Origin of the sequence: Bradyrhizobium sp. LB14.3 (assembly GCF_040547985.1) — a bacterium.
Classification (GTDB): domain Bacteria; phylum Pseudomonadota; class Alphaproteobacteria; order Rhizobiales; family Xanthobacteraceae; genus Bradyrhizobium.
The window spans coordinates 94,937-121,287 of record NZ_JBEPQT010000007.1; the positions used below are offsets into that span (position 1 = coordinate 94,937).

General features: G+C 63.8%; 27 protein-coding genes. 16 read left to right on the forward strand and 11 right to left on the reverse strand.

Annotation, left to right across the window (positions count from 1 at the left end):
• Positions 1-56: 56 nt before the first annotated feature.
• Together ABIB00_RS16175 and ABIB00_RS16180 are read left to right on the forward strand one after the other, a co-directional pair.
• Positions 57-1,247, forward strand: coding sequence for a urate hydroxylase PuuD (locus tag ABIB00_RS16175; protein ID WP_354105027.1), 1,191 nt, complete (start codon positions 57-59; stop codon positions 1,245-1,247).
• 147 nt (positions 1,248-1,394) lie between these two features.
• Entirely contained in the window at positions 1,395-2,252 is an 858-nt protein-coding gene (locus ABIB00_RS16180; RefSeq protein ID WP_354105028.1) for a VOC family protein, read from the forward strand.
• 227 nt (positions 2,253-2,479) lie between these two features.
• Here the strand turns inward: ABIB00_RS16180 and ABIB00_RS16185 are convergent, their stop codons facing one another.
• Positions 2,480-3,478, reverse strand: a complete 999-nt coding sequence (locus tag ABIB00_RS16185) for a L,D-transpeptidase family protein (RefSeq protein ID WP_354105029.1) — start codon at positions 3,476-3,478, stop codon at positions 2,480-2,482.
• Positions 3,479-3,671: 193 nt separating this feature from the next.
• On the opposite strand from ABIB00_RS16185, the gene ABIB00_RS16190 reads away from it, so the two are divergent.
• The 4 genes from ABIB00_RS16190 (at position 3,672) to ABIB00_RS16205 (ending at position 6,553) form a co-directional block, all read left to right on the forward strand.
• A complete protein-coding gene (locus ABIB00_RS16190) occupies positions 3,672-4,628 on the forward strand; it encodes a transglycosylase SLT domain-containing protein (protein ID WP_354105030.1) in 957 nt (318 codons plus the stop codon).
• 63 nt (positions 4,629-4,691) lie between these two features.
• Positions 4,692-5,153 carry an NUDIX hydrolase gene (locus tag ABIB00_RS16195; protein ID WP_354105031.1) on the forward strand — a complete coding sequence of 154 codons (462 nt, stop codon included), beginning with the start codon at positions 4,692-4,694 and terminating at the stop codon, positions 5,151-5,153.
• Positions 5,154-5,630: 477 nt separating this feature from the next.
• Positions 5,631-6,287 (forward strand): hypothetical protein, encoded by a 657-nt coding sequence (locus ABIB00_RS16200; protein WP_354105032.1) that lies wholly within the window; start codon positions 5,631-5,633, stop codon positions 6,285-6,287.
• On the forward strand, positions 6,284-6,553 hold the full coding sequence (locus ABIB00_RS16205; protein WP_354105033.1) for an HGGxSTG domain-containing protein: 270 nt from the start codon (positions 6,284-6,286) through the stop codon (positions 6,551-6,553). The genes ABIB00_RS16200 and ABIB00_RS16205 overlap by 4 nt, the downstream gene beginning before the upstream one ends.
• 229 nt (positions 6,554-6,782) lie before the next feature.
• On the opposite strand, the gene ABIB00_RS16210 is transcribed toward ABIB00_RS16205, so the two are convergent.
• A complete protein-coding gene (locus ABIB00_RS16210) occupies positions 6,783-7,250 on the reverse strand; it encodes a nuclear transport factor 2 family protein (protein WP_354105034.1) in 468 nt (155 codons plus the stop codon).
• A gap of 233 nt (positions 7,251-7,483) precedes the next feature.
• The gene (locus ABIB00_RS16215; protein WP_354105146.1) at positions 7,484-9,952 is read right to left on the reverse strand and encodes an arylsulfatase; all 2,469 of its coding nucleotides are present in this window, start codon (positions 9,950-9,952) and stop codon (positions 7,484-7,486) included.
• Between the two features lie 434 nt (positions 9,953-10,386).
• On the opposite strand from ABIB00_RS16215, the gene ABIB00_RS16220 reads away from it, so the two are divergent.
• From ABIB00_RS16220 to ABIB00_RS16230, 3 genes are all read left to right on the forward strand, one after another.
• Entirely contained in the window at positions 10,387-10,557 is a 171-nt protein-coding gene (locus ABIB00_RS16220; RefSeq protein ID WP_354105035.1) for a hypothetical protein, read from the forward strand.
• 64 nt (positions 10,558-10,621) lie between these two features.
• On the forward strand, positions 10,622-10,810 hold the full coding sequence (locus ABIB00_RS16225; protein WP_354105036.1) for a hypothetical protein: 189 nt from the start codon (positions 10,622-10,624) through the stop codon (positions 10,808-10,810).
• Between the two features lie 479 nt (positions 10,811-11,289).
• A complete protein-coding gene (locus tag ABIB00_RS16230) occupies positions 11,290-11,547 on the forward strand; it encodes a YjiS-like domain-containing protein (protein ID WP_354105037.1) in 258 nt (85 codons plus the stop codon).
• A 121-nt stretch (positions 11,548-11,668) separates the two neighbouring features.
• On the opposite strand, the gene ABIB00_RS16235 is transcribed toward ABIB00_RS16230, so the two are convergent.
• The 4 genes from ABIB00_RS16235 to xylB all read right to left on the reverse strand — a co-directional run bounded on the left by ABIB00_RS16235 (position 11,669) and on the right by xylB (position 16,948).
• On the reverse strand, positions 11,669-12,616 hold the full coding sequence (locus ABIB00_RS16235; RefSeq protein ID WP_354105038.1) for an ABC transporter substrate-binding protein: 948 nt from the start codon (positions 12,614-12,616) through the stop codon (positions 11,669-11,671).
• A gap of 97 nt (positions 12,617-12,713) precedes the next feature.
• Positions 12,714-13,769 carry an ABC transporter permease subunit gene (locus ABIB00_RS16240; protein ID WP_247348171.1) on the reverse strand — a complete coding sequence of 352 codons (1,056 nt, stop codon included), beginning with the start codon at positions 13,767-13,769 and terminating at the stop codon, positions 12,714-12,716.
• Entirely contained in the window at positions 13,762-15,285 is a 1,524-nt protein-coding gene (locus ABIB00_RS16245; protein WP_354046098.1) for a sugar ABC transporter ATP-binding protein, read from the reverse strand. The genes ABIB00_RS16240 and ABIB00_RS16245 overlap by 8 nt, the downstream gene beginning before the upstream one ends.
• A 217-nt stretch (positions 15,286-15,502) precedes the next feature.
• A complete protein-coding gene (gene xylB, locus ABIB00_RS16250) occupies positions 15,503-16,948 on the reverse strand; it encodes a xylulokinase (protein WP_354105039.1) in 1,446 nt (481 codons plus the stop codon).
• Positions 16,949-17,088: 140 nt separating this feature from the next.
• On the opposite strand from xylB, the gene ABIB00_RS16255 reads away from it, so the two are divergent.
• From ABIB00_RS16255 to ABIB00_RS16270, 4 genes are all read left to right on the forward strand, one after another.
• Positions 17,089-18,342, forward strand: a complete 1,254-nt coding sequence (locus ABIB00_RS16255) for an MFS transporter (protein ID WP_354105040.1) — start codon at positions 17,089-17,091, stop codon at positions 18,340-18,342.
• Between the two features lie 24 nt (positions 18,343-18,366).
• Positions 18,367-19,560 carry a M20/M25/M40 family metallo-hydrolase gene (locus tag ABIB00_RS16260; RefSeq protein WP_354105041.1) on the forward strand — a complete coding sequence of 398 codons (1,194 nt, stop codon included), beginning with the start codon at positions 18,367-18,369 and terminating at the stop codon, positions 19,558-19,560.
• Between the two features lie 74 nt (positions 19,561-19,634).
• Positions 19,635-20,723: a mandelate racemase/muconate lactonizing enzyme family protein gene (locus ABIB00_RS16265; protein ID WP_354105042.1), complete on the forward strand. Its 1,089-nt coding sequence runs from the start codon at positions 19,635-19,637 to the stop codon at positions 20,721-20,723.
• A 191-nt stretch (positions 20,724-20,914) separates the two neighbouring features.
• Positions 20,915-22,063 carry an amidohydrolase gene (locus tag ABIB00_RS16270; protein ID WP_354105043.1) on the forward strand — a complete coding sequence of 383 codons (1,149 nt, stop codon included), beginning with the start codon at positions 20,915-20,917 and terminating at the stop codon, positions 22,061-22,063.
• 6 nt (positions 22,064-22,069) lie between these two features.
• Here the strand turns inward: ABIB00_RS16270 and ABIB00_RS16275 are convergent, their stop codons facing one another.
• Positions 22,070-22,285, reverse strand: coding sequence for a hypothetical protein (locus ABIB00_RS16275; RefSeq protein WP_354046086.1), 216 nt, complete (start codon positions 22,283-22,285; stop codon positions 22,070-22,072).
• A 127-nt stretch (positions 22,286-22,412) separates the two neighbouring features.
• Between ABIB00_RS16275 and ABIB00_RS16280 the strand changes: the two genes are divergently transcribed.
• Positions 22,413-23,135 (forward strand): DUF72 domain-containing protein, encoded by a 723-nt coding sequence (locus tag ABIB00_RS16280; RefSeq protein WP_354046084.1) that lies wholly within the window; start codon positions 22,413-22,415, stop codon positions 23,133-23,135.
• A gap of 28 nt (positions 23,136-23,163) precedes the next feature.
• On the opposite strand, the gene ABIB00_RS16285 is transcribed toward ABIB00_RS16280, so the two are convergent.
• Positions 23,164-23,343 carry a hypothetical protein gene (locus ABIB00_RS16285; RefSeq protein ID WP_247348152.1) on the reverse strand — a complete coding sequence of 60 codons (180 nt, stop codon included), beginning with the start codon at positions 23,341-23,343 and terminating at the stop codon, positions 23,164-23,166.
• On the reverse strand, positions 23,340-23,564 hold the full coding sequence (locus ABIB00_RS16290) for a hypothetical protein (RefSeq protein WP_354046082.1): 225 nt from the start codon (positions 23,562-23,564) through the stop codon (positions 23,340-23,342). Before ABIB00_RS16290 ends, ABIB00_RS16285 begins: the two co-directional genes overlap by 4 nt.
• 348 nt (positions 23,565-23,912) lie before the next feature.
• On the opposite strand from ABIB00_RS16290, the gene ABIB00_RS16295 reads away from it, so the two are divergent.
• Together ABIB00_RS16295 and ABIB00_RS16300 are read left to right on the forward strand one after the other, a co-directional pair.
• A complete protein-coding gene (locus ABIB00_RS16295; protein ID WP_247448305.1) occupies positions 23,913-24,368 on the forward strand; it encodes an Hsp20 family protein in 456 nt (151 codons plus the stop codon).
• Between the two features lie 110 nt (positions 24,369-24,478).
• Positions 24,479-24,847, forward strand: coding sequence for a hypothetical protein (locus ABIB00_RS16300; protein ID WP_354105044.1), 369 nt, complete (start codon positions 24,479-24,481; stop codon positions 24,845-24,847).
• 120 nt (positions 24,848-24,967) lie between these two features.
• On the opposite strand, the gene ABIB00_RS16305 is transcribed toward ABIB00_RS16300, so the two are convergent.
• Complete coding sequence (locus ABIB00_RS16305) at positions 24,968-26,155, reverse strand: CaiB/BaiF CoA transferase family protein (RefSeq protein ID WP_354105045.1); 1,188 nt, start codon at positions 26,153-26,155, stop codon at positions 24,968-24,970.
• Between the last annotated feature and the right edge of the window lie 196 nt (positions 26,156-26,351).

A 26,351-nucleotide genomic window follows, 5' to 3' on the forward strand; every position in this document is an offset into this window, starting at 1 on the left:
CCGCCGGTTGCGGTCATCAAAGCTGCGGCATTGCTGCCGCAATTGATGGGGTGATCATGTGGGGATCCATCATATCGGAATGGGCGAGCCTGCTGCTCCGCTGGCTGCACGTGGTGGCAGCGATCGCGTGGATCGGCAGTTCCTTCTATTTCATCGCCCTCGACCTCAGCCTCAAGCCCAACAGCGATCTGCCGGACGGCGTGCAGGGCGAGGCCTGGCAGGTCCATGGCGGCGGCTTCTACCGGATCATGAAATATCTGGTTGCACCCGCCCAGATGCCGGACGAGCTGACCTGGTTCAAATGGGAGGCCTACACCACCTGGCTGTCCGGCTTCGCGCTGATGGTGGTGGTGTATTATCTCGAAGCCGATCTGTTCCTGGTCGAAAAGTCGATCCTCGACCTCACGCCATTCCAGGCGGGGCTGTTCAGCTTTTGCAGCCTCGCGCTGGCATGGCTGCTGTATGAAGCCGCCTGCCGCACCGGGCTTGCGCAGCGCGAACTCCCGTTCGCCATCGGCGGCTATCTGTTCCTGGTCGCGTTGACCTATGCCTTCACCCACGTGCTGAGCGGCCGCGGCGCCTTCAACCAGATCGGGGCAATCATCGGCACCATCATGGTCGCCAACGTCTTCGCGTTGATCATCCCGAACCAGAAGAAGATCGTGGCCGCCCTGATCGCGGGGCAAGCACCCGATCCGAAACTCGGCAAGACCAGCAAGGAACGCTCGGTCCACAACAACTATTTGACGCTCCCTGTCGTCGTGCTGATGATCAGCAACCACTATCCCCTGCTCTACGCCACGCGCTTCAACTGGATCATCGTCGCGATCATCCTGGCGCTCGGCCCGGTGATCCGCCACTTCTTCAACGAGAGTCATGCCGGACGCAAATCGCCATGGTGGGTGTGGGGCGTCGCAGCGGTCGGCGTGATCGCGATCCTCTTCCTCTCCGCGGCCGGGCCGCGCGAGGCCAGGACAAGCGTGCTTCCGGTGCAACCGACGCTCGCCAATGTCGAGGAGATCGTGATGTCCCGCTGCAGCATGTGCCACGCGACCGAGCCTGTCTGGGACGGCATCGTGACCGCGCCGAAAGGCATATTGCTCGATGCGCCCGAGCATATCCATCGCAACATCCGCCTGATCGGTCGCGTCGCAGCCTGGTCCAATGCGATGCCGCCGGGTAACATCACCGAAATGACCAGCGAGGAGCGCGCCATCCTCGCCGCCTATATCGAGCAGGCTCGCTGACGCCATCGCGCGTCAAGAGAGCATTTCGCGGAATGAAATTCCGCCTTTCCCGCCGATTTGAAAATGACTTGATCGCCTATCCGGCGTAGACAGGCAGCAGTGGCCGCCGTCGTGGCCTGAAGTTAGTTTGCATTCGGGGAAAGAACAGTGGCCCTCAAGAACGTCATCGGTATCGACCACGCCGTAGTCATGGTTCCGGACCTCGACAAGGCCGCCGCGAATTACAAACAGCTCGGCTTCACCCTCTCGCCGCGCGGCACCCACAGCGCGCATATGGGAACCGGCAACTACACCATCATGTTCGACCCGGACTATATGGAGCTGCTCGGCGTCCTCATTGCGACCGAACACAATGCGCCCGCGCGCGCCTTCCTCGACAAGCGGGGAGAGGGCATCGAGCGCATCGCCTTCACGGCGGTCGATTCAGCCGCCGGCGCGGAGCAGATTCGCGCACGCGGTCTCACGCCGATCGGCCCGACCGATTTCGAACGGCCCGTGACGCTGCCTGATGGCACGGTCTCGGCGGCGAAATTCCGCACCTTCATGTGGCCGACCGCGGAGGCGCCCGGCGGCGTGCGCATCTTCGCCTGCCAGCACAAGACCCGCGACACGGTGTGGATTCCCGAATTAATGAAGCACGCCAATGCGGCGAAGCGGATTAAGCAGACGCTGATCGCGACGCCCGAGCCCGCGAAGGAAGCCGCGCATTTGGGGCGGCTGATCGACCGCGCGCCAAAGACCGGGGACGACGGCGCAGTGACCGTGCCATCCGGCGGCGACCGTGCCGATTTCGTCTATCTGACGCTGGACCAGCTCGGCAAGCGCTATCCCGGTGTGCCGATCGCGGGACTTTCCGAACGCGGCGGCGCGGCCCTGGTGCTCGTGAGCGGCGATCTCGCGGCCACCGAGAAGGCGCTCGGTTCGGCAGCTGTGCGCAGCGGACCTGCGATCTGCGTACCGCCGGCCAAGGCCAACGGCACCCTGCTCGCATTCGTTGCCGGCTGATTTGAACGGCACGCTCGCCGACTGCGTTCGCGAGCTCATGGACAAGCCCATCAAGGGGCATCTCGCCCTACGACATCATGACGAGACCGCAAACAGCGTTCGACCAGACGGTGCTGTCGCCCGGCGATGCCGCCGAGATCGCGCTGCGCCAAGACTTTCCCAAAGACTTTCCCAAGGATTAGTTTCAAGGATCAGTTCGAGGCGCGTCTGCCGCCGGACTTCCCCCGCTACTTGGACGCCGACTCCGTCGGAGCATCCAGGAAGACCACCGGTGTGCCACGCTTGACGTGGTCACCGAGCGCGCGCACGTCCCAATTGGTCAGCCTGACGCAGCCGTGCGACGCCGACTTGCTGACCTTGTCGGGCTCCGCCGTGCCGTGGATGCCGTAACCCTGCGCCGACAAGCCGATCCAATATGCCCCCACCGGATTGTTCGGGCCCGGTTGGACATCGAACGGCTGTTTCGATTTGACGCTGCTGAACTTGTAGTCAGGATTGTAGTGATAGGTCGGCTTCTCGTCGGTGCTGGTGACCTTGAGCGTCCCCTTCGGCGTCGGACGGTCCGGACTGCCGATTGTCGCGGGATAGAATGCGAGCAGGCGGCCGGCCCCGTCGAACGCCCTCAGCGTCCCGTTCCTCTTGTCGATCTCGATCCGCGCAACGGGTGGCAGCTCTCTTCGTGCAGGGACATTTGCGACAGTGATCGTCTCGCCGGCCTTGTCGAACGACTTGCCGGAATTGAGCGTCCGAAGCAGGTCGCCGCTCATGTGGAATTTTTCGGCGAGCCCCTCGAGCGGGCTGGTGTAGCTCAGCGCCTTCAGCGCCTTCATGTCCTCGAGCTTGCCTGGCAGCTCTTTCAGGAACGGCCCCTTCACATCGGCGTCGGTGATCTTGTAGTCGACAACCATCGGACCTTCGCTCGCCGCGCTCAGCCTGTCCCAAAGCTCCGGCGCGATCGTCTTGTCGGATGCGATACCGCTCTGCTCGGAAAATGCCTTCAACGCCTTCTGCGCGTTCTCGCCGAACTTGCCGTCGATTTCGCCGGGCGAGAACTGCGCACGGTCCAGCATGATTTGAAGCTTCACAACGGACGCGCTGATCTTGTCGGTAGCCCGCTGTTTCGCAGGACGCACAGCATCGTTCACCGCCGCTGCATCGAGATGCCCTGCAAGCGCCGGACAGATCACCGACAGTGAGATCGCCGCGCCAATAATCCATCGCATCATGTCGCTCGTCCCAATATGTCCCGCAAAACGGCGGAGAGCTTCCCGGCGGGAACACCGTAGTAGCACCGGCGGAACCGACGAGACCGCAGCTTTGCCGCAATCACACGGTTAAGAACTCCTTATCGTCTAAGAACTCCTTATCATCGTCGGCGCAGCGCCGGCCGTTCACCCACAGTTCGAGGTTGTCCACGCAATGCGATTTGTCGTCGCGGCCTGCGCCGCGTTTATGATTCTGATGTGCGACCTCGATCCGGCGTCCCGCCAGACATCAGCTTTCGAACGCGCTGTTCTTGAAAACACGCAAGCCTCGTCACTTGTTCCGGTGGTTGAACTGTTCCTCGCAAGCGTGCAGGCCCTCGAGTTCGCCAATGCACGTGCGGCCCATGAGGAGACACCCGAGCCGCTTGCGAACGAGCCTGTCACGCAGGCGCCGGTTTCGCGGACGGAACGATTCTGCCACGCGCTTCGTGGAGCAGCCGAGGCCAGCGGCATTCCGGTGCCATTCTTCGCCCGCCTGATCTGGCAGGAGAGCCGCTTCAGGTCCAACGAGGTCAGCCAGGCCGGCGCACAGGGCGTCGCTCAATTCATGCCGGAAACAGCGGCGGAGGTCGGGTTAGATGATCCCTTCGATCCGATGAAGGCGCTGCCGGCATCCGCAAAATTCCTGCGCAAGCTGCGCGACGATTTCGGCAATCTCGGCCTGGCCGCGGCCGCCTACAACGCGGGTCCCGGCCGGATCCAGAAATGGCTCGCCAAGGAGAGCGAGCTGCCGCGCGAGACGCGCGACTATGTCCGCATCATCACGGGCACCAAGGCCGAGGACTGGACCGAACGCACGGAGGCCCTCGCGATCCGGATCGACCTGCCACGCGAAGCTCCCTGCGAGGGCATCGGCAGCCTGTCCAAGACGAAAGACGTCGCCTGGGTTCCGGTCAACCTGACGCCCTCGGCCGCCACCATCATTCGCAAGGCCGAGGAACTGGCCGCCCGGTTGAATACCAGCCGTGCACGCAAGCGGATCGCAACCCTGCTCCGGAAGAACGCCTCGACTCACGCCAAGAGGCGCAGCATGATTGAAGCGCGCGCGGCCGGAAAGAGCGCGAAAACCCGAGCCATCCGTCTCGCCGCGCGCGAGCGATCTGCCGGCTGATGCACAAATCCGCAAGCCGCTCGATGGAACGGCTTCCGTTGGTCCGCCTGCAGGGAATCAGCCATGCCGTCGACCAGTGCCGGGATCCTCGCATATCGAAAGCGGCGGGAAGTCGAGGTTCTCCTTGTTCATCCCGGAGGGCCGTTCTGGCGCAACAAGGACTTCGGTGCATGGTCAATCCCGAAGGGCGAGCATACGGACAGGGAAGATCCGGAAGCTGCAGCGCGGCGGGAGTTTGCCGAAGAGCTCGGCTTCGCATTGTCCATGCCGCTGACCTCGCTTGGGCAGGTCAAGCAGCGCGGCGGCAAGGTCGTCACCGCGTTCGCTGCCGAATTCGACATCGACGTGCGCAGCATTCGCAGCAACATGTTCGAGATGGAATGGCCGCCACGTAGCGGCAAACGACAGACCTTCCCCGAGGTCGATCGTGCCGAATGGTTCACGCTCGAAGCAGCGCACAAGAAGATCAACGCGGGACAGCGGCCGCTGCTCGAGCGGTTAGCTCAGATGGCCGGCATCGGATAGGGATCGGCCACTCCGGCATTTCGTGCAAACTGCGCACCCGACGGTCGGCACGTCAGGCAGCGATGGCAGCCGCTCGGCTGATGACACCGCGAGCGCGCGCAGCCTGCCGGCCTTCACCAACGGCAGGCGATCGTGCCGTTGGCGCCGGCGCGGCGGCACGTCAGGGCAGCATCGAAACAGAAAACGCGAAAACAACCCCATGCACAGTAGCCGCTCCCTGTCAGAACAAGGACTTGCACGGACGAGAACTTGCAGTGACAGGGATTGCGCAGCACGCAAAGCCGTTTGACTCGTCGGGCAAAACACCGGCATGATGGCATCATCGCAACAATCGCCAGCGTCACACCGCCCGACCACGGGGCGCCTAGCGGCGATTGCGCGTAAGCCCTTCATCGACATCTCGAAAATCGCCCAAGCGCGCAGCAAGCGAGCGATTGATTTCGCGCGCCATGAGCCCGCGCCGGCAAAGGACAACACATGACGACATCAGCGAAACGCCACGGCATGCTGCCGGTTGCGGCAAACGATCTCAGCGGCCTTGCCGCCAACCCGCGGATCAAACTCTACAAACGGCGGATTGTGATCCACCATACCGACCCGCAAGCCGGCGAACGCCTGCTCGCCGAGGCGCTCGGCGCCGCCGACCGCGACGCGCTACATGGTCTGCTCAGGCAATTGGTGAAGGCCAGCGCGATCGGACGAGAGCCCGATGAAGCCAATCTCGCCTTCATGATCTCGATGGTGAAGAGCATCGCACCGAAGGATTCGATCGAAGCCATGCTCGCAGTGCAGATGGTGTCCGTTCACACGGCGGCGATGCGCTCCGCCTGCCGCCTCGCCTGCAGCGGCGACGTCCAGCAGCAGGAAAGCATCACACGCGCATTGACCCGGCTGACCCGCACCTTCGCAAGCCAGATCGAGGCACTCAGCCGCCACCGCAACAACGGCGAGCGCGCGATCACGGTCCGGAATTTGTCGGTGCAGGACGGCGGCAGGGCGATCGTGGGCAACGTCACGCAACACGCGAGCATGATCGTCGCGGAGCCGGGCGCTGCGACAGATGCAGGACCGGTCCCGCCGCGCGAGACCTGCGAATGCGAACAGGCTGAATCCAGACAAGGCGCCGGCGCATGACCGGCGATCACATCCGCAACACGCGCGCGATGATGACGAGCCCGCGCTGCGGCGCCGAGACGCGCAGCGGCTCCGCCTGTCGCGCGCCGGCCGTGCAAAGCAGGGCCCGCTGCCGCATGCACGGCGGCGCGCGAAGATCGGGCGCGCCGAAAGGAAATCAGAATGCGTGGAGGCATGGCGCATTCACCCGTGATGCGGCCGCTGAACGAAAGCAGGTGCGGGCCGTGCTGGAAGACGCGCGGAAGCTACTTAGGGAGCTGTCGTGAGTTGCCGGATAGACCTTGAAGGCGAGCCAGCGAAAATCGCAATTGTTGTTGCCGAACACGGTGGCGGGGACACGCAGCAGACGCCCCACAGACTTGCACCCTTGATCATTCCCTTAAGTCTGTGAGGGATTTAGTCGGCTACGCCGTCAAGAGCGGACATGCTCGGCGCCAGGCTAGAGGTCGGCTAAGGGCCAGAAGCAGACTCAGTTCAGCGCAAGAAATCCTGCCGCTATGTCGTCATGGTCGGCTTACGTACCGCGTTCTGTGTAAGCTGGTTAACGCCGAACCATCCCCAGTAAATTCGATGATGTTGGATGAGACCATGCTCGATTTCCATGACTTCCATGAGTTCGATTTGATCTCCGTCGGGGGCTTGCCGGGGATACTCCCAAATCAGAACCCGTTTACCGTCGGTGAACCAATTGTCGTTTCTGTACCACCGTACGAGTTCGTTCGGCCGGCGGCGCGCGCCCTCTTCGAAGAACGGACGAATCTCCCGATGCCCACGAAGGACGCCGCTGCGCCCTTCAAAGATTGCCGGCACTAGAGGCGTTTCGAGAATGGCATCTTGGGCATAGAGAGAGATCAGTCCGTCAGTATCTAGCGACTTGGTGCGCGCATCCCATTCGCGGTGAATCCGCTTGCAATCCGCCAGAAAGCCGTCGCGGAGCGAACCCTGCGTAGTTGGATGATCCATCGTGGGGTTCCTTGGCTTGTCGTGCCGGTTCGGGCGGTCATATGTAACGACCCGCTGCTGACAGCATTATGTCAGCATCCACGGTTACTCGCGACGTGATCGACGGGCATTCCCCGACTCGCGCGCGCTCAATGTGAACGTCTACTTTCGGACCGCAAGCGGACACTGATCGCGGCGGAAAACCTGTCCGTTTTTGGGCCAACAGCGGAAAACGCGTGATTGAGCCTGCCGGCTCAGTCGCGCATTCTTTCAAGTGCGTGCCGTGTTGACTTCTGTTCATCGCCGGTCATCTGCGTCGGACCGAGGTTGAATGTCAGCTTGTCAATCTTTCCGGTGAACTGGAATGGCAGCTTGTAGCTGTCATCCACACCCGTGCGGCTATCGACGCCGATGTCGAAGGACTCGTCGATGGCCATCAAGAACCCAATAGAGTGCGGAATCGACCGGCGGGCATATTCCCTGCCATCAACCGAGAGTACCCCGGTGCCACCCTTGGCCGGTCCCGGACCGTCATATTTGAAATCGAATACGATGGTGTGCTTGCCCGGCTTGAGCGCAGAGCCCAACCAGTCGCGCGCGCCTACGCCGCCTTCCCAGCGGTATCGTTTCAGATCCAGCATATTGTAAACGAAGACCGGCTTGCCCTTCAGCAAATAGAGGCCATAGCCGCTGAACCGGCCGCCGAGCGTGACGATCATTCCCTCCGCGCCGCCAGCCGGAACGGTTATGTCGGCAGTGATCTTGTAGTCCTTGTTCATGATGCTGGGCGCATTTTCGGCGGGAATGCCGGGGTTCGCTCCCGTGTAGGTGAAAACAGTTTTTCCAGCGGTCGCGCTAGGCCGCGGCGTGACGAGGCGCGGCAACACGGAATTGTCCAGCGGCAAGACCTGGTATTTCGTCGCCTCGCTTAGGAAGAGTGCCTGCAGCTCCTTTAGCTTGTCAGGGTTTTTGGCCGCGACGTCGTTGTTCTGCGAGAAGTCGTCAGCAATGTTATAGAGTTCCCACTTGTACTCGTTGATGTCAGGCATCTTTGCCGTGCCCATAAGCCAAGGTGCTTCGGGCGGCGTCGTGCACGCATACCAGCCATCGGAGTAGATGCCGCGGTTGGCGAACATCTCGAAATATTGTGTGTCGCGCTTTGACGGTGCGTTGGCGTTGGCTTGATCAAATGTGTAGGCCATGCTCACGCCCTCGATCGGCTTTTGAGCGATGCCATTGACCGTCGCTGGCGCCTGAATCCCGGTGGCTTCAAGGATCGTCGGCACGATATCAATGATGTGGTGGAACTGACTGCGAATGCCGCCAACGTCCTTGATGTGGCCAGGCCACGACATGACCATGCCTTGCCGGGTCCCACCGAAGTGCGATGCCACCTGCTTGGTCCATTTGAACGGCGTATCAAACGCCCACGACCAAGCGACCGACATATGCGGGTAGGTCTTGTCGGAGCCCCAATTTTCGTAGTGCAGCATTAGCTCGGCTTCAGGGAGTTTCAGCACGCCGTTGTAGGCCGTCATCTGGTTCGGGGTGCCCTCTAGCGTGCCTTCGGCGCTGGTGCCGTTATCGCCGCTGATATAGATGATCAGCGTGTTGTCGAGCTTGCCCATGTCCTCGACCGCCTGGATGACGCGGCCGATCTCGTTGTCGGTATAGGCTGCGTAAGCGGCAAACACCTCCGCCTCCCGCGCGTACACTTTCTTTTGGATCAATGAGAGCGAATCCCACTTCGGCAGGGTATCCGGCCAGGCAGTGAGTTGGGTATTCGCCGGGATGACCCCGAGTCGCTTCTGGTTGGCGAAGATCTGCTCGCGCAGCTTCTCCCAGCCCATGTCGAACTTGCCTTTGAACTTGTCGATCCATTCCTTCTTCGGCTGATGCGGCGAGTGGGTGCCGCCAGGAACGTAATAGAGGAAGAACGGCTTGTCCGGTGCGGCCGCGTTTAAGCTGTTCATGTAGTTGATGGCTTCGTCCGCCATGTCGGTGGTGAGATTGTAGCTGGACTTACCGATCCACGGAAAAATCTGGGTCGTATTTTTGTAAAGATATGGCGTCCACTGATCGGTCTCGCCGCCCATGAACCCATAGAAATACTGAAACCCCATGCCGACCGGCCATTGATCGAATGGTCCGGCCGCGCTGTATAGATAGGTCGGAGTGTTATGGTTCTTGCCGAACCATGAGGTGGCAAAGCCGTTGTCACGCAGAATGGTCCCGACCGTTGCGGACTCGGGTCCGATGACGGAATCGTAGCCTGGGTAGCCGGTCGACAATTCACCGATCACGCCGAACCCAACCGAATGGTGATTGCGGCCAGTGATCAGCGCTGCTCGGGTCGGCGAGCAAAGCGCCGTCGAGTGAAACTGCGTGTAGCGCAGACCCGTCTCGGCGATGCGATCCATGTTTGGGGTCGGGATGACGCCACCGAAGGTGCCAGTCACGCCATAACCTTGGTCGTCGGTCATGATCAGCAGCACGTTGGGCGTGCCCTTGGGCGGCACCACCGATGGGGGCCAGTACGGCTTGGAATCCTTCGCAACCTCGTTGATCTCGCCGCCAAACTTCGGAGGCTCAGGCGGAAGTTGCTTGCCATCAAGGGTCATAGTCGCGCTGGGCGAACCTGGCGTGCCCGTGATCTGCTGGGCCGACCCCGGTGCGAGCGATATGCAAAGGAGAATACTTGATGATGAAAGGAAACTCGCGATTTTGATCACGATGCTCGCTCCCGGTAGCCGCGAGGAAATAATGTTCGCCTTAGGTAGGCTATGCCGATCACCGGCCACGTCTATGCACTTTCGGAAGATTTGGACGCAGATGTCCGCTCCGGGTCACAGGCTGACTCCCGCACCGAGGTGCCGTAGGTCGGCTTCTCTCCTCAAAGCAGACATAGCGGCCCTGTTAAGCGAAGGTCGGCGACGGGCCAGTAGGCGACGTGCTGGGCTGCGGTCGGTTGCGTTAAACTGATCCATTCAATTTGAGTATTCCCAATAGGGTCATCTACAAGGTTGCATGAGAAAAGCTTGGGAATGTCCTGGATCGTTGCCCTCCCCTCTTTCGCCTTTTATTGGTGGCTCACTAGGCGGGCGACGCGACTGAACGGGCGACAGAACTCGCAGCAACTGGAATTGGGCGCTCGCCGTTGTATTGGGTGTCGAACGGTTTAGTTGCCATTCTGTTGGCCCTCGTGCTGTACATCGCCCACATTCACAATCAATCGCCCGTGCCAGCCTTCCTCTGGCTCGCCGCCGTCGCAATCATTGTGGCTTTGCTTTTCCTGCGCCGCGCGTTGAAATGGCGCTACCCTGCTTAGGTAACGCTGTTCGCGCCGCTATCGCGTCAGATGCAGCTCCTGACTGTCCACGCGACGAGAATACATGACCAACGATACCGATTGGGCCGATGGCTTAGACGAAGACATTGCTTTTCTCAGGGAGCATGACCCGAAAGGCTTGAACATCGCACTCAATCATATCCCACCCGGCGAAAACCGCCGTCTGTGGATCAGGCTCTGCATAGCGATGGTACGGAAACAACAGCAAGCAGAAAGCAAAGAAAACATCTAATATCGCGATTTCTCTATGTCTTCTTCGGGTCAAAGGCAGAGATGAAACCTAGTGAAGCGCATGGCCCGGTTCACGTCAAAAAGCAGACTTCGCTCAACAAGAATCTGCGGATTTGTTTGGGACAGAATTTAAGACCTCATGATCGTAACGAGCTCGCGGGTTAGCCCGGCCACCGTCAACCTCTCCAGGCCTTCGTAAACAGTTCCCCACGCGCGTCGGCGGCCCCGCACGCGGCGCCGGCCGCCTTTTACCCCCTGGCCCCCTACTGCGTCCGCTCCGAGATCCAGCCCTTATCCTCACGGACAGCAGATCGAGTGTGGAAGCCGCCTGCACGGCGCGGTGGGCCATGAGGAACGCTCGGCGCGGTATCACTTGAGCACCAGAGCCCAGCATGGTACATAAACGACTCGGGACATTCGACAACCGCCCGATGAGCTCCCGTAGCCAAGTGTTGTTTCGCTCCAATACGGAGGTGAAACATGTCTTGCGGCAGCACGACTTCCAATTCGACTTGTACCATCACCCCTACTGCGCTGTCTCTTTCGGACGTTAGACGGTGGAAGAATCCGCTTGCGTGGCTGGCTGAACTAGCGTGCGCCTTGGAACGACGACGGCAGTACCAGGAACTTCTCGCACTTGATGATCGGCTGCTTGCCGACATGGGCCTTTCGAGGACCACCATTGGAGAGGTGCGCAGGTCCCCGTTGTATCTCATTGCGTGGCGCGACAGCCGATGACATCTGCCATCTGTCTGGCAGGCCTTGCAGTTAGGCGGCCGCAGCCGAGGTTGGTACGGGCGGCAGGTTCGCACTCCGCGAGAGGCCGGCGCCACATCCGGCGCCGGCCGTTTCTCGCCCGCTACTGCGTCCGGTCCGAGGTCCAGCCTTTGTACTCGCCGACATTGTCGCGCGTCACGAGTTTCGACGGCAGCAGTTCGACTGTGGACGCCGGCTTCTGGCCGTTGAGGATGCTGACGCCGACCTGCACGGCGCGGCGGGCCATGAAGAACGGGTCCTGCGAGGCGGAGGCCTGGATCTGCGCCGCCTGCGGGTCCTTGAGCGCCGCTTCGATGTCGGGCGCGCCGTCGACCGCGGTGATGACGATGCCGGTGCGGTGCTGCTGGCGCGCCGCGAGGTCGGTGCCGATCGCCTGCGGATCGTTGATGGCGAAAATGGCGTCGATCTTGGCGAAGCGGGTCAGATAACCCTGCGCCACCGTGAGGCCGCCTTCGCGCGAGCCCTTGCCGTCCTGGTCGTTGGACAGGACCTTGATGCCGGGGTTCTTGCCGAGCACGTTCTTGCAGCCGACGACGCGATCGATCACCGCGGAAACCTGCGGGCCGTTTTCGATGATCACGTCGCCTTTGCCCCCGAGCTTGTCGACGATGTACTGGCAGGAGATCTCGCCGGCCTGGACGTTGTTGGTGGTCACCGTGGCGTCGGCGCCCTCGGCTGCGGTGTCGACGGCAACGACGACGATGCCGGCGGCCTGCGCTTTCTTGATCGCCGGGCCGACCGCCTTGGGATCGCCGGGATTGAGCAGGATCAGGTCGACGCCGGCGGCGATGAAATTGTCGATCTGGGTCACCTGCTTGCCGAGATCATACTCGAAGCCGACGGTGGTGATCTTGACGTTGGGATTGGTCTTTTTGGCCTCGAACTCGGCGCCCTTCGACAACGCGACGAAGAACGGATTGCCGAGCGAGCCCAGCGAAATGCCAACCGACTTGAGTTCCTTGGCGAAGGACGGAGCAGAGCTCAGGACGAGCGCCATCGCGGCGCCGGCAAGCGAGATCGTCTTCAACATTGGCTTCCTCCCTGGTCTGTTGAATCTCCGGCACGGCGACCAGTTGCCGTGACGGAATGGACATGAGGGCGCGGCTCCGGCTGCATCTCTCCCGCGCTCAAGTGCGGGCCGAGCCCTGCAGCCGATAGCGGTCCAGCGCCACCGCGCCGATGATCACCAGGCCCTTGATCACATATTGCCAGACGTCGGACACGCCGATCAGGATCAGGCCGTTCGACAACACGGCAATGATCAGCGCGCCGACCAGCGTTCCCCAGATCGAGCCGATGCCGCCGACAAAGGAGGTGCCGCCCAGAATCACGGCGGTGATGGCGTCGAGCTCGTAGGACTGGCCGAGCTGCAGGCCGTTGGCGGCGTAGAGGCGCGCCGCCTGCATCGCGCCGCCGAGGCCCGCGAGCAGGCCAGACACTGCATAGACAAAGATCAGCACGGCCCAGACCTTGATGCCGGCGAGCCGCGCGGCGCTCTCGTTGCCGCCGACCGCGTAGATGTGCACCCCGAGCACGGTGCGCTTGAGCACCAGCCACGACACCAGGATGACCAGCAACGCGATCACCCAGAGCCACGGTATCGACACGACACCGGGAATGAGAGTCACGGCGCCGTTGCCAATGAAGGCATAGGGTATAGACGGATTGAACACCGTGGTGTCGGCGCCGAGCAGGCGCGCCGCACCGCGCACGGCGGTCAACGACCCCAGCGTGACGATGAAGGGCGGCAGGCGCAACAGCGCGATCAAGGCGCCATTGAGGATGCCGAAAACGGCGCCGGTGAGCACCGCGGCCGGCAACCACAGCGCCCCGAGATCGGGGAATTTGGAGACGATCAACCCGGCCATCGCCGACGCCGCCAGGATGGAGCCGACCGAGAGGTCGATGCCGCCGGTGAGGATGACGAAGGTCATGCCCGCGGCCAGCACGGTATTGACCGCGGATTGCTGCACCACGATGCCGATGTTCTGGCCGGTGAAGAAGCGGCCGTCCGACAGAACATGAAAGCCGATGCACAGCAACAGCAGCACCGGCAGCATGCCGACCGCGCGAATGATCATCCGCGTACGCTGCCGCTTCGTCTCCTGCGCGGCGGCAACACCGGATCCGGCTGGGGCGGCCTTTGCAGGTACGGTGTTGGAGGAAGCGCCGTTCTCAGGCATCGAGCTGCTCCGTTCCGGTGGCGAGTGCCATGATCTCCTCCTGATTGAGCGGCGATTTCGCGTCGCGCCGGATCTGCCCGGCGATCCGCCCCGCGCGCATCACGACGACGCGGTCGCAGATGCCGATAATCTCGGGCAGGTCGGACGAGATGACGAGAACCGCGGCGCCCGATTTCGCGAGATTGTCGATGATCGAATAGATCTCGGACTTGGCGCCGACGTCGACGCCGCGCGTCGGCTCGTCGAGGATCAGGATTTTCGGACCGATCGCGAGCAACCGCGACAGCAGCACCTTCTGCTGGTTGCCGCCGGAGAGCCCGCCGGCGGGAACGCCGACATTGGCAGCGCGGATTCCGAGCGCCGCGAACGCGCGTTTGGCGCGGTCGCGAGCCTTGTCTCGGTCGAGGATGCCGCCGAATTTCGCATCGCGTCCCAGCACAGCGAGATTGATGTTGTCGAGGCAGGACATGTCGAGAAACAGGCCGAGCGCCTTCCTGTCCTCGGTGAGATAGGCAATGCCCGCGTCCAGCGCCTCGCCGGGCGTGCGGATGCGGACCGCGCGGCCCTCGATCTCGACATGGCCCGAGATCATGGGCGCGGCGCCGATGATCAGATGCGCAAGCTCGGTGCGGCCGGCGCCGACCAGGCCGGCGAGACCGACGACCTCGCCCGCATGCACCGTCAGCGAACATCCCTTGACGCGCCTGTTGTCCGCGATGTCGACGGCCGCAAGCACGGGAGCTCCCGGCCGCGCCTTGAGATCATGCTCCTTCTTGTAGAAGGACGAGACGTCGCGTCCCACCATCATCCGGACGATGGCGTCGGCGCGGATGTCCGGCTTGTCGAGCGAACCGACCAGCGTGCCGTCACGCAGCACGGTGACGCGGTCGCCGAGCGCATAGACCTCGTCCATGCGATGCGAGATGTAGATGATGGCGAGACCTTCGGCGCGCAGCTGACGAATCAGCGCGAACAGCCTTTCGCTCTCGCCGGCCGACAGCGCGGTGGTCGGCTCGTCCATGATCAGTATCCTGGAGCGGGCATGCAGCGCGCGCGCGATCTCGACCAGTTGACGCTGGCCCATCGAGAGATTGGCCACCAGAGTCTGCGCCGTGAAATCCGCGCCGAGCCGCGCAAGGATCGGACCGACGCCGGCCTGCATCGCCTCGCGCGCCAGCAAGCCGCCGCGGGAGACCTCGCGACCGAGATAGATATTCTCCGCAACGCTCAGATTGGGCGCAAGCGAGAGTTCCTGATAGATGATCGCGATACCGGCCGCGCGGCCGCCGTGCGGGCCGCTGATCTGCACCGGCTGGCCGTCGATGCGGATTTCGCTGCCGGTGTCTGGCCGGTAGGCGCCCGACAGGATCTTCATCAGGGTGGATTTGCCGGCGCCGTTCTCGCCCATCAAGGCGTGGATTTCGCCAGCGTAGACGGTGAGGTCGACGTCGCGCAGCGCCTTGATGCTGAAGAACGATTTGGAGACCCGGCGCATCTCGAGGATGGGCTCGCTCATCACACCTCCCCGGCGCGCCGACGGCGGCATCGTAATCTCACCCGCGTCTCGTTCGGTCCCTGGCGCGTGGCGCATTAAACAAAAGGCCGCGGCGCAGGGCAATAGCTCCCGCATGCCGACGAACGGTCCGGCGCCGCATTTATCTTTTCCGGGCGGAACCGATCTCGAACGCAATGCCTTTTCTTCGCCACATCGTCGCGCACCATCTGGTGCGCGATCAGCGTCGCGGCCGGTACAGGCGGCGCCATTCCGGAAGTCGCTCGGCATAGGCCTGCGCAAGCGCGCGGTCGGGCTCGAACGTCTCGACGCGCCGTGGCGCGGTGCAGACGGTATCGATCGCCTCCCCGGTGACGGCGAGGCGGCCGAGCCGCGCCGCACCAAACGCCGCGCCCGTCTCGCCGTCGGCAAAGCGATGCACGGGAACGTTCAGGACATTGGCCAGCACCGACAGCCAGAACCGCGACCGCGAGCCACCGCCGATGACATCGGCCTCAGCGATCACCAATCCGGTCTCGGCAAGCACGTCCCGGCAATCCGCAAGCGCGAAGGCGACGCCTTCCAGCACGGCTTGCACGATGGCGTCACGATCGGTGGCGTGACTGAGCCCGTCGAGCATGCCGCGCACATCCGGGTCATCATGCGGGGTGCGTTCGCCGGAGAGGTACGGCAGGAAGCTGACGGACGACGGCGCCTTTGGGTGCAACCCGAGCGGCGCCAGCAGGTCGGCCTCGGAGGTCCCCAACAACCGCGCGATCCAGGCCAGGCACGATGCCGCCGAGAGGATCGCGCCGGCTTGAATCCATCTGTCGGGGACGGCGTGACAGAAGGTGTGCACGACCCGCTCCGGGTTGGCCGCGATCGTGTCGGTCGGCACCAGCAATGCGCCGGAGGTTCCGAGCGAAATGAAGGCCGCGCCGGGATTGATGGCGCCGATGCCGACGGCTCCCGCAGGATTGTCGCCGGCCCCGCCGGCGATCATCGGCCGCCCGGTCATGCCCCAGCGCTGCGCCATCTCGCTCCGCAGCCGTGCCGACGGCGCGCAGCCCTCGACCAGACGCGGCATCTGCCGGCGCGACAGAGCGGACGCGGCGAGCCCCTCATCCGACCAATCGCGGCTGATAACATCGAGCCACAGCGAACCCGAGGCGTCCGAGACATCCTCGATCGTTTCGCCCGTCAGCACCAGGCGCAGATAGGCCTTTGGTTGCAGCACGAGCCTGGTGGCGGCGAAAATCTCCGGTTCGTGTCTGGCGACCCATAGCAGTTTTGGCGCGGTGAATCCCGGCATCGCCTTGTTGCCTGTCGTCGTCCGCAAGGCGGGCCAGCGCCGCTCCAGCTCGGCGCATTCCGCGACAGACCGACCGTCGTTCCAGAGAATGCAGGGCCGCAACGGCACGAGGCCGGCGTCGAGCAGTGTTGCGCCGTGCATCTGGCCCGACAGGCCGATGCCCTCGACGCCGGCCAATTCGCGCGCGTGATCCGCCTTCAGCGCATCCAGCGTCGCGAAAATGGCCTCGATCCACTGCGCCGGGTCCTGCTCGCTATGGCCGGGATGCGGCGAGCTGACCGTCAGCGACCGGCTGCGGCTCGCCACCACGCGCTGCGCGTCGTCGACCAGAACGATTTTGACGGCAGAGGTGCCGAGATCGATGCCGAGATACATGATGCCACTTGCCTTGCGCGTTGCCTTGCGCGTCCAGGATCTTGCGTGTCCATGACATTGCGGGCATGGCGTTCCCGATGTTGGCATGCACCCACCAATCATGTAACCCCCACCCGAAACCTTGTCGGGACGCAATGCCCATGACCATCGCCGCCACCAACGACGCGGGAGCCACCCGCGCGCTGATCCTTGCATTGCTCGCGCTGGCCTGCGGGCACATGCTCTCGACCTTGCTGCGCACCATTCCGGCGGTCAGCCTCGACCTGATGGCAGCGGATTTCGGCATCGAACCACAGGCGCTGGCGAGCCTCACCTCGGTCTACCCGTTCGCGTTTGCGGCGGCGCAGATCCCGGTCGGCGCGGCGATGGACCGCTTTGGCGTGCGGCCGGTGTCACTGAGCCTGCTCGCGGGAACCGTGGTCGGCGCCATCGCGTCGGGGTTCGCGACTGGACCCGAAAGCTTCGCGGTCGGGCAAGTGCTGCTGGGCATCGCCACCTCCGGCATGCTGATGTGCCCGATGACGTTGGCCGCCAAGCAATTGTCGGCCGCCCGCTTCGGGCTGTGGTCGGGCGCGATCCTCTCGATCGGCAATATCGGCATGCTGCTGTCGTCGAGCCCGCTCGCCTTCGTGGTCGACACCTACGGCTGGCGCGCCGGGTTCTGGATCTCGGCACTCGGCGGCGTCGTGGTCGCGTTTGCCGTGTTCATGCTGGTGCCGAGCCAGCCGGCCGAGCACAAGGATGAATCCTCGCCGCTGTCGCAGATGATCGAGGTGCTCAGACTCGGATTGTCGCGGCCCTTGCGCGGCCTGATCGCGCTGGCGCTGGTGTCGCTTGCGACCTCGCTTGTGCTGCGCGGATTGTGGGGCGGACCGTGGCTGATGCAGGTCAAGGGATTGTCGCGGGTCGAGGCCGGCAACCAGCTCGGCGCGTTCACGCTGGCGATGATTGCTGGCCCGCTTCTCATCGGCATGATCGACCGCAAGCTCAGTCGCCGCCGCGAGCTGGTGGCGGGAACGCACCTGGCCGGTGCATTGCTGCTGGGGCTGATGGCGTTAGGGGCGCCGCACTACGCAGTCTCCGTGCTGTGTGGTGTGCCCGTGATGCCGCCGCAATACGACCTCGTGCTGTTCGTGCTCATCGGGCTCGCCACCTCCGCGCAGCCGCTGCTGTTCGGCATGTCGCGTCAGCTGGTCGACGCCCAAGTTGCGGGCAAGGCGCTTGCGGCGATCAACCTCGCCTTCTTCCTCGGCGCGGCGCTGATGCAGTCGATCACCGGCGCGGTCGCGGCCTTCGCGGGGCTGCCGGCGGTGCTGCTGTTCATGGCTGCCATGCTCGGCATCGGCGCGCTGATCTTTTTGGTCTATACCTCGCCAAGACCGGCGATAGAGTAAGGCCCTGCATCAAGGGGACATCTCATGCCTGTCGATACCAAAGCCGCTACCGACCGTCTCATGCGCTTCCTCGCCGTCGAGGGCGTCACCGGACAGGAGGCGGCGATCGGGCGTGAGCTCACGGCCGCGCTGAAGGAGAGCGGCGTGCCGGCAAAGCCGATCCGGCTCGACGACGCCAATACGCGCATTCCGGTGCCGACCGAGACCGGCAACCTCATCGTCGACCTGCCCGGCCGGGGCGCGCTGCACAACCAGCCGCGCATCATGTTCATGACCCACATGGACACCGTGCCGCTGTGCGCCGGCGCCAAGCCGAAGCTCGCGAAGCGCAAGATCGTAAATGATGCCAAGACCGCGCTCGGCGGCGACAACCGCTGCGGCTGCGGCGTGCTGGTGACGCTGGCTGCCGAGCTCGAAAAGCAGAATCTCGATCATCCGCCGATCACGCTTCTGTTCTGCGTGCGCGAGGAGAGCGGGCTCTATGGCGCGCGCCACGTCAAGCTCGACGAGCTCGGCTCGCCGGTGATGGCGTTCAACTATGACGGCGGCTCGGCCTCCAACGTCGTCATCGGCGCCGTGGGTGCCGATCGCTGGACCGTGGAGATCTTCGGCCGCGCCTCGCATGCCGGCGTCGCGCCGGAGCGCGGCATCTCCTCGACCATGATCCTCGCGCTTGCGCTGGCCGATGTGAAGGCCGGCGGCTGGTTCGGCAAGGTGGTCAAGCGCAAGCAGCAAGGCACCAGCAATGTCGGCCCCGTCACCGGCGGCGAGGGGCGGCCTGCGGGCGATGCCACCAACGTCGTCACCGACTACGTGCATGTGCGCGGCGAAAGCCGCAGCCATGACGGAAAGTTCTTCAAGGAGATCACCAAGGCCTACAAGGCCGCGTTCGAGAAGGCGGCCAAGCGCGTCACCAACGCGCAAGGAAAAGCCGGCAAGGTCAAGTTCAAGGCCGAAACCGACTATTATCCGTTCCGCATGAAGGAGAACCTGCCGGTGGTGAAACGCGCGATCGAAGCGGTGTCTGCAGTGGGCGGAACTCCGAACGTGCGCGCCGCCAATGGCGGCCTGGACGCCAACTGGATGGTCCGCCACGGCGTTCCGACGGTGACCTTTGGCGCCGGCCAGAACGAGGCGCACACGATCGACGAATGGATCAATCTCGACGAATACGACCGCGCCTGCGCGCTGGCATTGCAGCTCGCGACGATGCGGTGAGCTGCCTTGCACGGCGCGCGCTTGCCGGGCCGTGCATGCCAGCCTAGCCTGCAAAGAAAACGCAGGGACAAATCATGCCGCGCATTTCGACCATCGAGACCGGGTTCTACCGGATCCCCCTCCCCGTCACGCTCTCCGACTCGACCCATGGCGAGATCGCGGCGTTCGAGCTGATCACCTGCCGCATCCGCGATGCCGATGGCGCCGAGGGCGTCGGCTACACCTACACGGTCGGGCGCAATGGCGGCGCGGTCGCCGACATTCTCAAGCGCGAGATCCCGCCGCTCGTCGAGGGGCGCGAGGCCGATGATACCGAAGCGATCTGGCATCAGGTCTGGTGGGGCCTGCATTATGGCGGGCGCGGCGGGCCGGCGGTGCTGGCACTCTCCGCGCTCGACATCGCGCTGTGGGACTTGAAGGCGCGGCGCGCGAAATTGCCGCTGTTCCGCCTGCTCGGCGGTTTTGATGCGCGTGTGCCGTGTTACGCAGGGGGCATCGACCTCGATCTCTCCGTCGAGGCGCTGCTGAAGCAGACCGACGGCAATCTCGCCAAGGGCTTTCGCGCCATCAAGATGAAGGTCGGCCGGCCTGATCTCAAAACCGACGTCGCGAAGGTCTCCGCGATGCGACAGCATCTCGGCGACGGCTTTCCGCTGATGGCGGACGCCAACATGAAATGGACGGTCGAGGAAGCGATCCGCGCCGCCCGTGCGTTTGTTCCCCATGACCTCACCTGGCTCGAGGAGCCGATCATCCCCGACGATGTCGCGGGACATGCGCGGATCATGCAGGCCGGCGGCGTGCCGATCGCGGCCGGCGAGAATTTGCGCTCGCTGTGGGAGTTCAAGAACTACATCGTCGCAGGCGCGGTGTCCTATCCCGAGCCTGACGTCACCAATTGCGGCGGCGTGAGTGCGTTTATGAAGATCGCGCGGCTGGCGGAAGCGTTCAACCTGCCCGTCACCAGCCACGGCGCGCACGACATCACCGTGCACCTGCTCGCGGCCTGCCCGAACCGATCGTATCTGGAGGCGCACGGCTTTGGGCTCGACAAATATATCGAGCATCCGCTGGTGCTTCAGGACGGGCTGGCGCTCGCGCCGGACCGTATGGGCCACGGCATCAGCTTCGACTGGAGCGGGCTGGCGAAGCTGTTGGCGTAGCGCGGATCCGCGGCCGCCGGTGCGCCCCCTCTCCCGCTTGCGGGAGAGGTGAAGTGGAGCGCGCGGCGCGGTCGGTCTCCCCCAGCAATCACCGAACGCGTTGCTGCACGTGAGGCATTCCAAGGTGCTGGATGCAGGGCGCGGATAATCCGCTATGGTGGCAAGCCGCCACCTTGCGAGAGATGCCTGTCTTGACACCCGAACTGCACCAGAAACTGACCGCGTGGCGCCAGCATTTGCATGCGCATCCCGAACTGTCCCTCCAGGAGAAAGCCACCGCCGCCTTCGTACAGGACAAGCTCACCGAGCTCGGCATTCCCTTCGTGTCAGGCATCGGTGGCCACGGCATCGTCGCGACCTTGACGCGCGGCCACGCGCAGAGCCGCGTCGGCCTGCGCGCCGACATGGATGCGCTGCCGATCACCGAGGATACGGCCCTGCCCTACGCCTCGAAAAATCCCGGCGTGATGCACGCCTGCGGGCATGACGGGCATACCGCTTCGCTGCTCGGCGCCGCCGCGCTGCTCGCCGCCGACACCAGCTGGAGCGGCACGGTCGACTTCATCTTCCAGCCGGCGGAAGAGGGTTTTGGCGGCTCGCGCGCGATGGTGGCGGCCGGGCTGTTCGACCGCTTTCCGATGGAACGGGTGTTCGGCTTTCACAATTGGCCGGGCCTTGCCGCCGGCACCATCGCGGTCCATGACGGCGTCGTCATGGCCTCCGGCGGCCGCGTCAGCATCACGATCGACGGCCACGCCGGACATGCCGGCATGCCGCATCTGACGCGCGACCCGGTGATGGCGGCGGGCCATTTGATCGTGGCGCTGCAATCGATCGTATCGCGCAGCGTCGATCCGCTCGACACTGCCGTGCTCTCGCTGTGCACGATCGAAGGCGGCACGGCGCGCAATCAGATCGCGGGGCGCGTCATGATCGGCGGAACGCTGCGCTATCATCGCGACGCGGTGAAAGACACCATCGTGGCGCGGATCGAAGCGATCTGCGCCGGCATCGCGACGAGTTTTGGCGTCAAGGTGATGCCCGAGATCGTCATGGGCGTTGGTGTGGTGATCAACACGCCGGTCGAAGCGAGCCTCGCGCGCCTCGCCGCGGACAGGGTGCGAGCCGACGTACGGCGCGACCTCGCGCCCAGCATGGCCGGCGAGGATTTTGCCCACTTTCTCTCGCGGCGCCCGGGCGCCTTCGTCTGGATCGGCAATGGCGAATTGCGCGACGGCGCCGAGCTGCACGGTCCGCGCTATGATTTCAACGACGCGATCCTGCCGGTGGCATCGAGCTGGATGGCGGAAGTTGCCAAGTCGGCGCTGGCGTCAAACTAGGCCCGCTCAAGAGATATCGCGCGGCAGCTTCCAGCCCGGCTTCGGCTCGAACGTCTCCTCGATGCGCGCGACGTGATAACCGGCAGGCAGAAGCCTGCCGCCCTCCTCGTCCGCGACGGGAACGTCGGTCACCAGCCCTTCGATCAATGCGGCTTCCCACACCTCCTTCTCGGAGGGGAATGGGTCGCCGATCTGCTTGCTGCCTTCGAACAGTGCGTACATCGGTTCCGGTCCTGCGTTGGTCAAGCTCACGAGCAACGTATCGGCCGCACGGGCGTTCCCTTTCGGCTGGCGCGGCTCCCGCCATCAAGCGTGCCGCGTCCGACGATGGCAAACGGATGGCAGGGAAATGGCGCGCGTTCTGATCGGAACTTCCGGCTGGCATTACGCCTCCTGGCGGGGCCCGTTCTTTCCGGAGGGCGTGACGTTGAAGGAGCAGCTACGCTATTACGCCGGACAGTTCGACACTACCGAGCTGAACGGGGTGTTCTACCGCACCCCGACGCCGGAGGCCGTCGAGGCTTGGCGGGCGCAGACCGGGCGCGATTTCGTGTTCGCCTGGAAGGCGTCGAAATTCATCACGCACTGGAAGCGCCTGTCGGGCCGCTCCGTCAACAGCCTCGAGCTGCTGGAGGATCGTATCTCGCGGCTCGGCGGCAAGGCCGGCCCGATCCTGTTCCAGCTCCCGCCGCAATTCGAGGTCGACGCGGACCGCCTCGCCGCCTTCTTCAAGCTGTTGTCGAGAAAGCGGCGGTACAGCTTCGAATTCCGTCATCCGAGCTGGTATCAGCCGCGCATTCTCAGGATGCTGGCCGACGAGAACATCTCGCTATGTTTGTCCGACCATCACGACGCGCCGGCACCATGGAAGCGCACGGCGGATTTCGTCTATGTGCGCGGACACGGACCAAGCGGGCGCTATCACGGGCACTATACGAAAACCACGCTGGCGCAATGGGCGCGGCGCATCAAATCCTGGAAGCGGCAGGGCTGCGACGTCTTTGTCTACTTCGACAACGACCAGAAGAGCGCGGCGCCGGCCGATGCACAGGCATTGAAGCAATTGCTGTAACGCACGGACGAGGCTCGGCGAAGCGCAGTCATGCCGCCGATCGATCCGGCAACCCGCCCTGCAGCTCGTCGAGCAGGCGCTGCTCGCGCTGGATTCTGCTACGGTAGAACTCGCGTTCGCTCTCGGTTCTGGCGCCGGCCAGCAGCAGCCGATAGTGCCGGATCACCTTCTCGCTGCCGCGGATGAGGAGGTCGCGGACGTCGCTCATCGTTCCGCTCCCCGCGCGGCGGAAGCCGGCGGCTGGTTCGGAAGGGTGAACGCAATGGGGAAGACATCGGCGGCAAGGGCCTCGAGCGCGGTCTGCTCCTCGGCGAGGCGTCGTTCGACAAACCGGCGTTCGATGTCCGACAGCTTGGTCTTCAGCAAGCGCCGGTAGCGGGAGAGATTGTTTCGGTGGGCACGGAGACGGGCCAGATCTTGATCGAGCATCGTCGTCACTCCAGACGGTCGTTCACGGTCCTTATCGATTTAGCGGTGTCGGAAGAGCAATCTTCCTGGCCAAAAAAATATTCAGGCTGCCTTCCTTGTCAAGGCTATTCCTCGCCGCTTGCCGGCGCTTTTGGAGGGATCGGCCGGCCGCCGGCGATGTGAGTCGAAAAAAAATTTTGCTCACCTCTTGCAACGTCCTTGCGCCGCTCTATTTCGTTTTTCGCCGCGAGAGCGGTGTGCCGGATGCCCGATCGGGTCCGGCGCGGGCGCCGGTCGGGGTGTTCGGACCTGGTCCGATTCCCTGTCTTGCGCTCCTTCGTATCCATCTTGCTCTTTGGAGGACTTGGTATGAGGACCACCTTTGACTTCGCGCCCCTGTGGCGCTCCACCATTGGCTTCGATCACCTGGCCGACCTCGTCGACAGCACGCTGCGCCAGGCGAGCGAGGACAACTATCCCCCCTACAATATTGAGCGGTCCGGCGAAGACCACTATCGCATCACGCTGGCGGTGGCGGGCTTCAGCGTCAACGACATCACGGTGACCGCCGAACAGAACGCCCTTACCATCGAGGGCAGGAAGCCCGACAGCGCTGCACGCGAATACCTCTACCAGGGTATCGCGGCACGCCCGTTCCGCCGCGTGTTCAATCTCGCCGACTACGTCCAGGTCAAGCAGGCTGCCTTTGAGGACGGCCTGTTGATCATCGACCTGGTGCGCGAGATTCCGGACGCGATGAAGCCACGCCGGATCCAGATCGCGGGCGCTTCGTCACCGCAGATCGAGCAGAGGAAGGCGGCTTAGCCTCGTCCCGCTCGTTCGGCACTGCCGCAACCAGCATGGCGGATGGCGACCGGGTCGCCGTCCGCCGATCGAGAACCATCCCTTCGGAAGGAGTGTAGAGGGAGACAACCATGACCAATGCCAATGCGACCACCGACGGTCTCAACCCGCTGTTTCACCCCGCCGCACATTATGCATCTCCGAGCGCCGTCCTCGACGACCGCGGCCTCTCGACCCCGGAGAAGCGGATCATCCTGTCGTCGTGGGCGTCCGACATGTACGCGGTCGAATCCCATCCCGCGTTGCGCGAGATTCCCGGCCTGGATCAGACCATCCGGCTCGCGGACATCCTCGCCGCGCTGCGCAGGCTGGATGACGACGACGACCCGCCGCCCCCCGGCGGCGCCTCGATGCGGCTGCGGCGTCCCGCATCTGATGCGGGAGCCGACGGTGACGGCCGACCACCTGATGGTCGCGCTGCCATCGATCTCTGCGCGTAGCGCCTCCGGCGTCCGCCGACGTTTCCTCCAAACAACCCGTTGACCACACCGCAGCCAAGCTCCCGGCAATCGCACAGGGCCGATGAGAGATTGCCGGATGTGCTCGGCTTGCCTCCCTCGCTAGACGATGCCGCCTTGCCGAAGCGCCGCGATCGCGGCCTTGTCGTAGCCGAGCTCGGTCAGGATAAGATCGGTATGCTCGCCGAGCGTCGGCGCGCGCGTCGCGATTTCACCGGGCGTTTCCGACAGGCGGACGGCGGCGCGTGTCACCGGTGCGGGCTTCGGCAGACCGGGATAATCGACGTCCTGCATAAAGCCGGCGGCGCGGATGTGCGGATGATCCAGCGCCTGTTGCGGGCTCAGCACGGGGCCGGTCGGAATCATGGCATTGCCGAGGGTGTCGACGGCCTCCTGCGTGGTGCGCTCGGCGCACCAGCGCGCCATCCGCTCGCTGATGACGGGGCCGTTGTTGCCGCGGCTGATGTCGTCGGCAAAGCGCGGATCGTTCAGCCACAACTCCTCCTCGCCCATCAGCCTGGCCCAGCGTTTGAACAGCGGATGCCCCGTGACCTGGCACAACACCCAGCCGTCGCTGGTGCGATAGATGTCGGCTGGCGCTGCGGTCTGGCCGAGATTGCCTGTCGGCACGCGATTGACGTTGATAACGGCCTGCTCGATCAGCGTGGCATTGGTGAAGGACAAAGCGGTTGCAAGCAGCGCGCCCTCGACGATCTGCCCGCGCCCGGATTTGCCGCGCTCGATCAGCGCAGCGAGCGTCCCGAACGCGCAATGCAGCGCCGTTCCGAAATCGACCCAGTTGACCGCGGCCCGGTAAGGCGGATCGCCGGTGCCCGTCATGTACACCGAACCCGACATGACCTGCCCGACGCCGTCGAAGCCGACGCGGTCGGACCATGGCCCCGGCCCGCCGAACGCGGTTGCCGTCGTCAGGATGATGTCCGGCTTGATCGCCTTGAGCGAGCCGTAGTCGAGCTTCATCGCGCGCAGGGTCTGCGGCGGCAGATTGGCGACGACCACGTCCGCGGTCGCCACCAGGCGGCGCATCACCTCCTGCCCTTCCGGCTTCATCGGATCGAGCGTGACGCACTTCTTGTTGCGATTGACCTGAAGAAACAGCGCGCCTTCGCCACCCTCTCCCACCGGCGCCACGAAGCGATCCTCGCTGCCATCGCGCTTCTCCACGCGAATGACCTCGGCGCCGAATTCGGCCAGCAAGGTCGCGCAATAAGGCCCTGCGATATAGCGCCCGAAATCGAGAACGCGTACGCCCGCCAAAACTCCCCGCATTCGTCCCTTCCCGGTGTTCTTGCCTCAGGTTTTTGTCAGATTACAGGGACTGGCCGCCACGGCAAGGTCGCAACGGACGTCATGCCCAGCCCTCAAGATGTCATCGGTTCGCCGTTTCGGCTGGCGGAAATTGTGCGCTCTAGATTCTTATTTTGACGCGTTTTCTTTACGCGAACCGGTGTCCACTTCGCTTGAA

Bases quoted from the DNA above. Each gene is read 5' to 3' on its own strand.
- ABIB00_RS16175 (WP_354105027.1), top strand. From the start codon at position 57: ATGTGGGGATCCATCATATCGGAATGGGCGAGCCTGCTGCTCCGCTGG.
- ABIB00_RS16185 (WP_354105029.1), bottom strand. From the start codon at position 3,478: ATGATGCGATGGATTATTGGCGCGGCGATCTCACTGTCGGTGATCTGT.
- ABIB00_RS16190 (WP_354105030.1), top strand. From the start codon at position 3,672: ATGCGATTTGTCGTCGCGGCCTGCGCCGCGTTTATGATTCTGATGTGC.
- ABIB00_RS16195 (WP_354105031.1), top strand. From the start codon at position 4,692: ATGCCGTCGACCAGTGCCGGGATCCTCGCATATCGAAAGCGGCGGGAA.
- ABIB00_RS16200 (WP_354105032.1), top strand. From the start codon at position 5,631: ATGACGACATCAGCGAAACGCCACGGCATGCTGCCGGTTGCGGCAAAC.
- ABIB00_RS16205 (WP_354105033.1), top strand. From the start codon at position 6,284: ATGACCGGCGATCACATCCGCAACACGCGCGCGATGATGACGAGCCCG.
- ABIB00_RS16210 (WP_354105034.1), bottom strand. From the start codon at position 7,250: ATGGATCATCCAACTACGCAGGGTTCGCTCCGCGACGGCTTTCTGGCG.
- ABIB00_RS16225 (WP_354105036.1), top strand. From the start codon at position 10,622: ATGACCAACGATACCGATTGGGCCGATGGCTTAGACGAAGACATTGCT.
- ABIB00_RS16230 (WP_354105037.1), top strand. From the start codon at position 11,290: ATGTCTTGCGGCAGCACGACTTCCAATTCGACTTGTACCATCACCCCT.
- ABIB00_RS16235 (WP_354105038.1), bottom strand. From the start codon at position 12,616: ATGTTGAAGACGATCTCGCTTGCCGGCGCCGCGATGGCGCTCGTCCTG.
- ABIB00_RS16240 (WP_247348171.1), bottom strand. From the start codon at position 13,769: ATGCCTGAGAACGGCGCTTCCTCCAACACCGTACCTGCAAAGGCCGCC.
- ABIB00_RS16245 (WP_354046098.1), bottom strand. From the start codon at position 15,285: ATGAGCGAGCCCATCCTCGAGATGCGCCGGGTCTCCAAATCGTTCTTC.
- xylB (WP_354105039.1), bottom strand. From the start codon at position 16,948: ATGTATCTCGGCATCGATCTCGGCACCTCTGCCGTCAAAATCGTTCTG.
- ABIB00_RS16255 (WP_354105040.1), top strand. From the start codon at position 17,089: ATGACCATCGCCGCCACCAACGACGCGGGAGCCACCCGCGCGCTGATC.
- ABIB00_RS16260 (WP_354105041.1), top strand. From the start codon at position 18,367: ATGCCTGTCGATACCAAAGCCGCTACCGACCGTCTCATGCGCTTCCTC.
- ABIB00_RS16265 (WP_354105042.1), top strand. From the start codon at position 19,635: ATGCCGCGCATTTCGACCATCGAGACCGGGTTCTACCGGATCCCCCTC.
- ABIB00_RS16275 (WP_354046086.1), bottom strand. From the start codon at position 22,285: ATGTACGCACTGTTCGAAGGCAGCAAGCAGATCGGCGACCCATTCCCC.
- ABIB00_RS16280 (WP_354046084.1), top strand. From the start codon at position 22,413: ATGGCGCGCGTTCTGATCGGAACTTCCGGCTGGCATTACGCCTCCTGG.
- ABIB00_RS16285 (WP_247348152.1), bottom strand. From the start codon at position 23,343: ATGAGCGACGTCCGCGACCTCCTCATCCGCGGCAGCGAGAAGGTGATC.
- ABIB00_RS16290 (WP_354046082.1), bottom strand. From the start codon at position 23,564: ATGCTCGATCAAGATCTGGCCCGTCTCCGTGCCCACCGAAACAATCTC.
- ABIB00_RS16295 (WP_247448305.1), top strand. From the start codon at position 23,913: ATGAGGACCACCTTTGACTTCGCGCCCCTGTGGCGCTCCACCATTGGC.
- ABIB00_RS16300 (WP_354105044.1), top strand. From the start codon at position 24,479: ATGACCAATGCCAATGCGACCACCGACGGTCTCAACCCGCTGTTTCAC.
- ABIB00_RS16305 (WP_354105045.1), bottom strand. From the start codon at position 26,155: ATGCGGGGAGTTTTGGCGGGCGTACGCGTTCTCGATTTCGGGCGCTAT.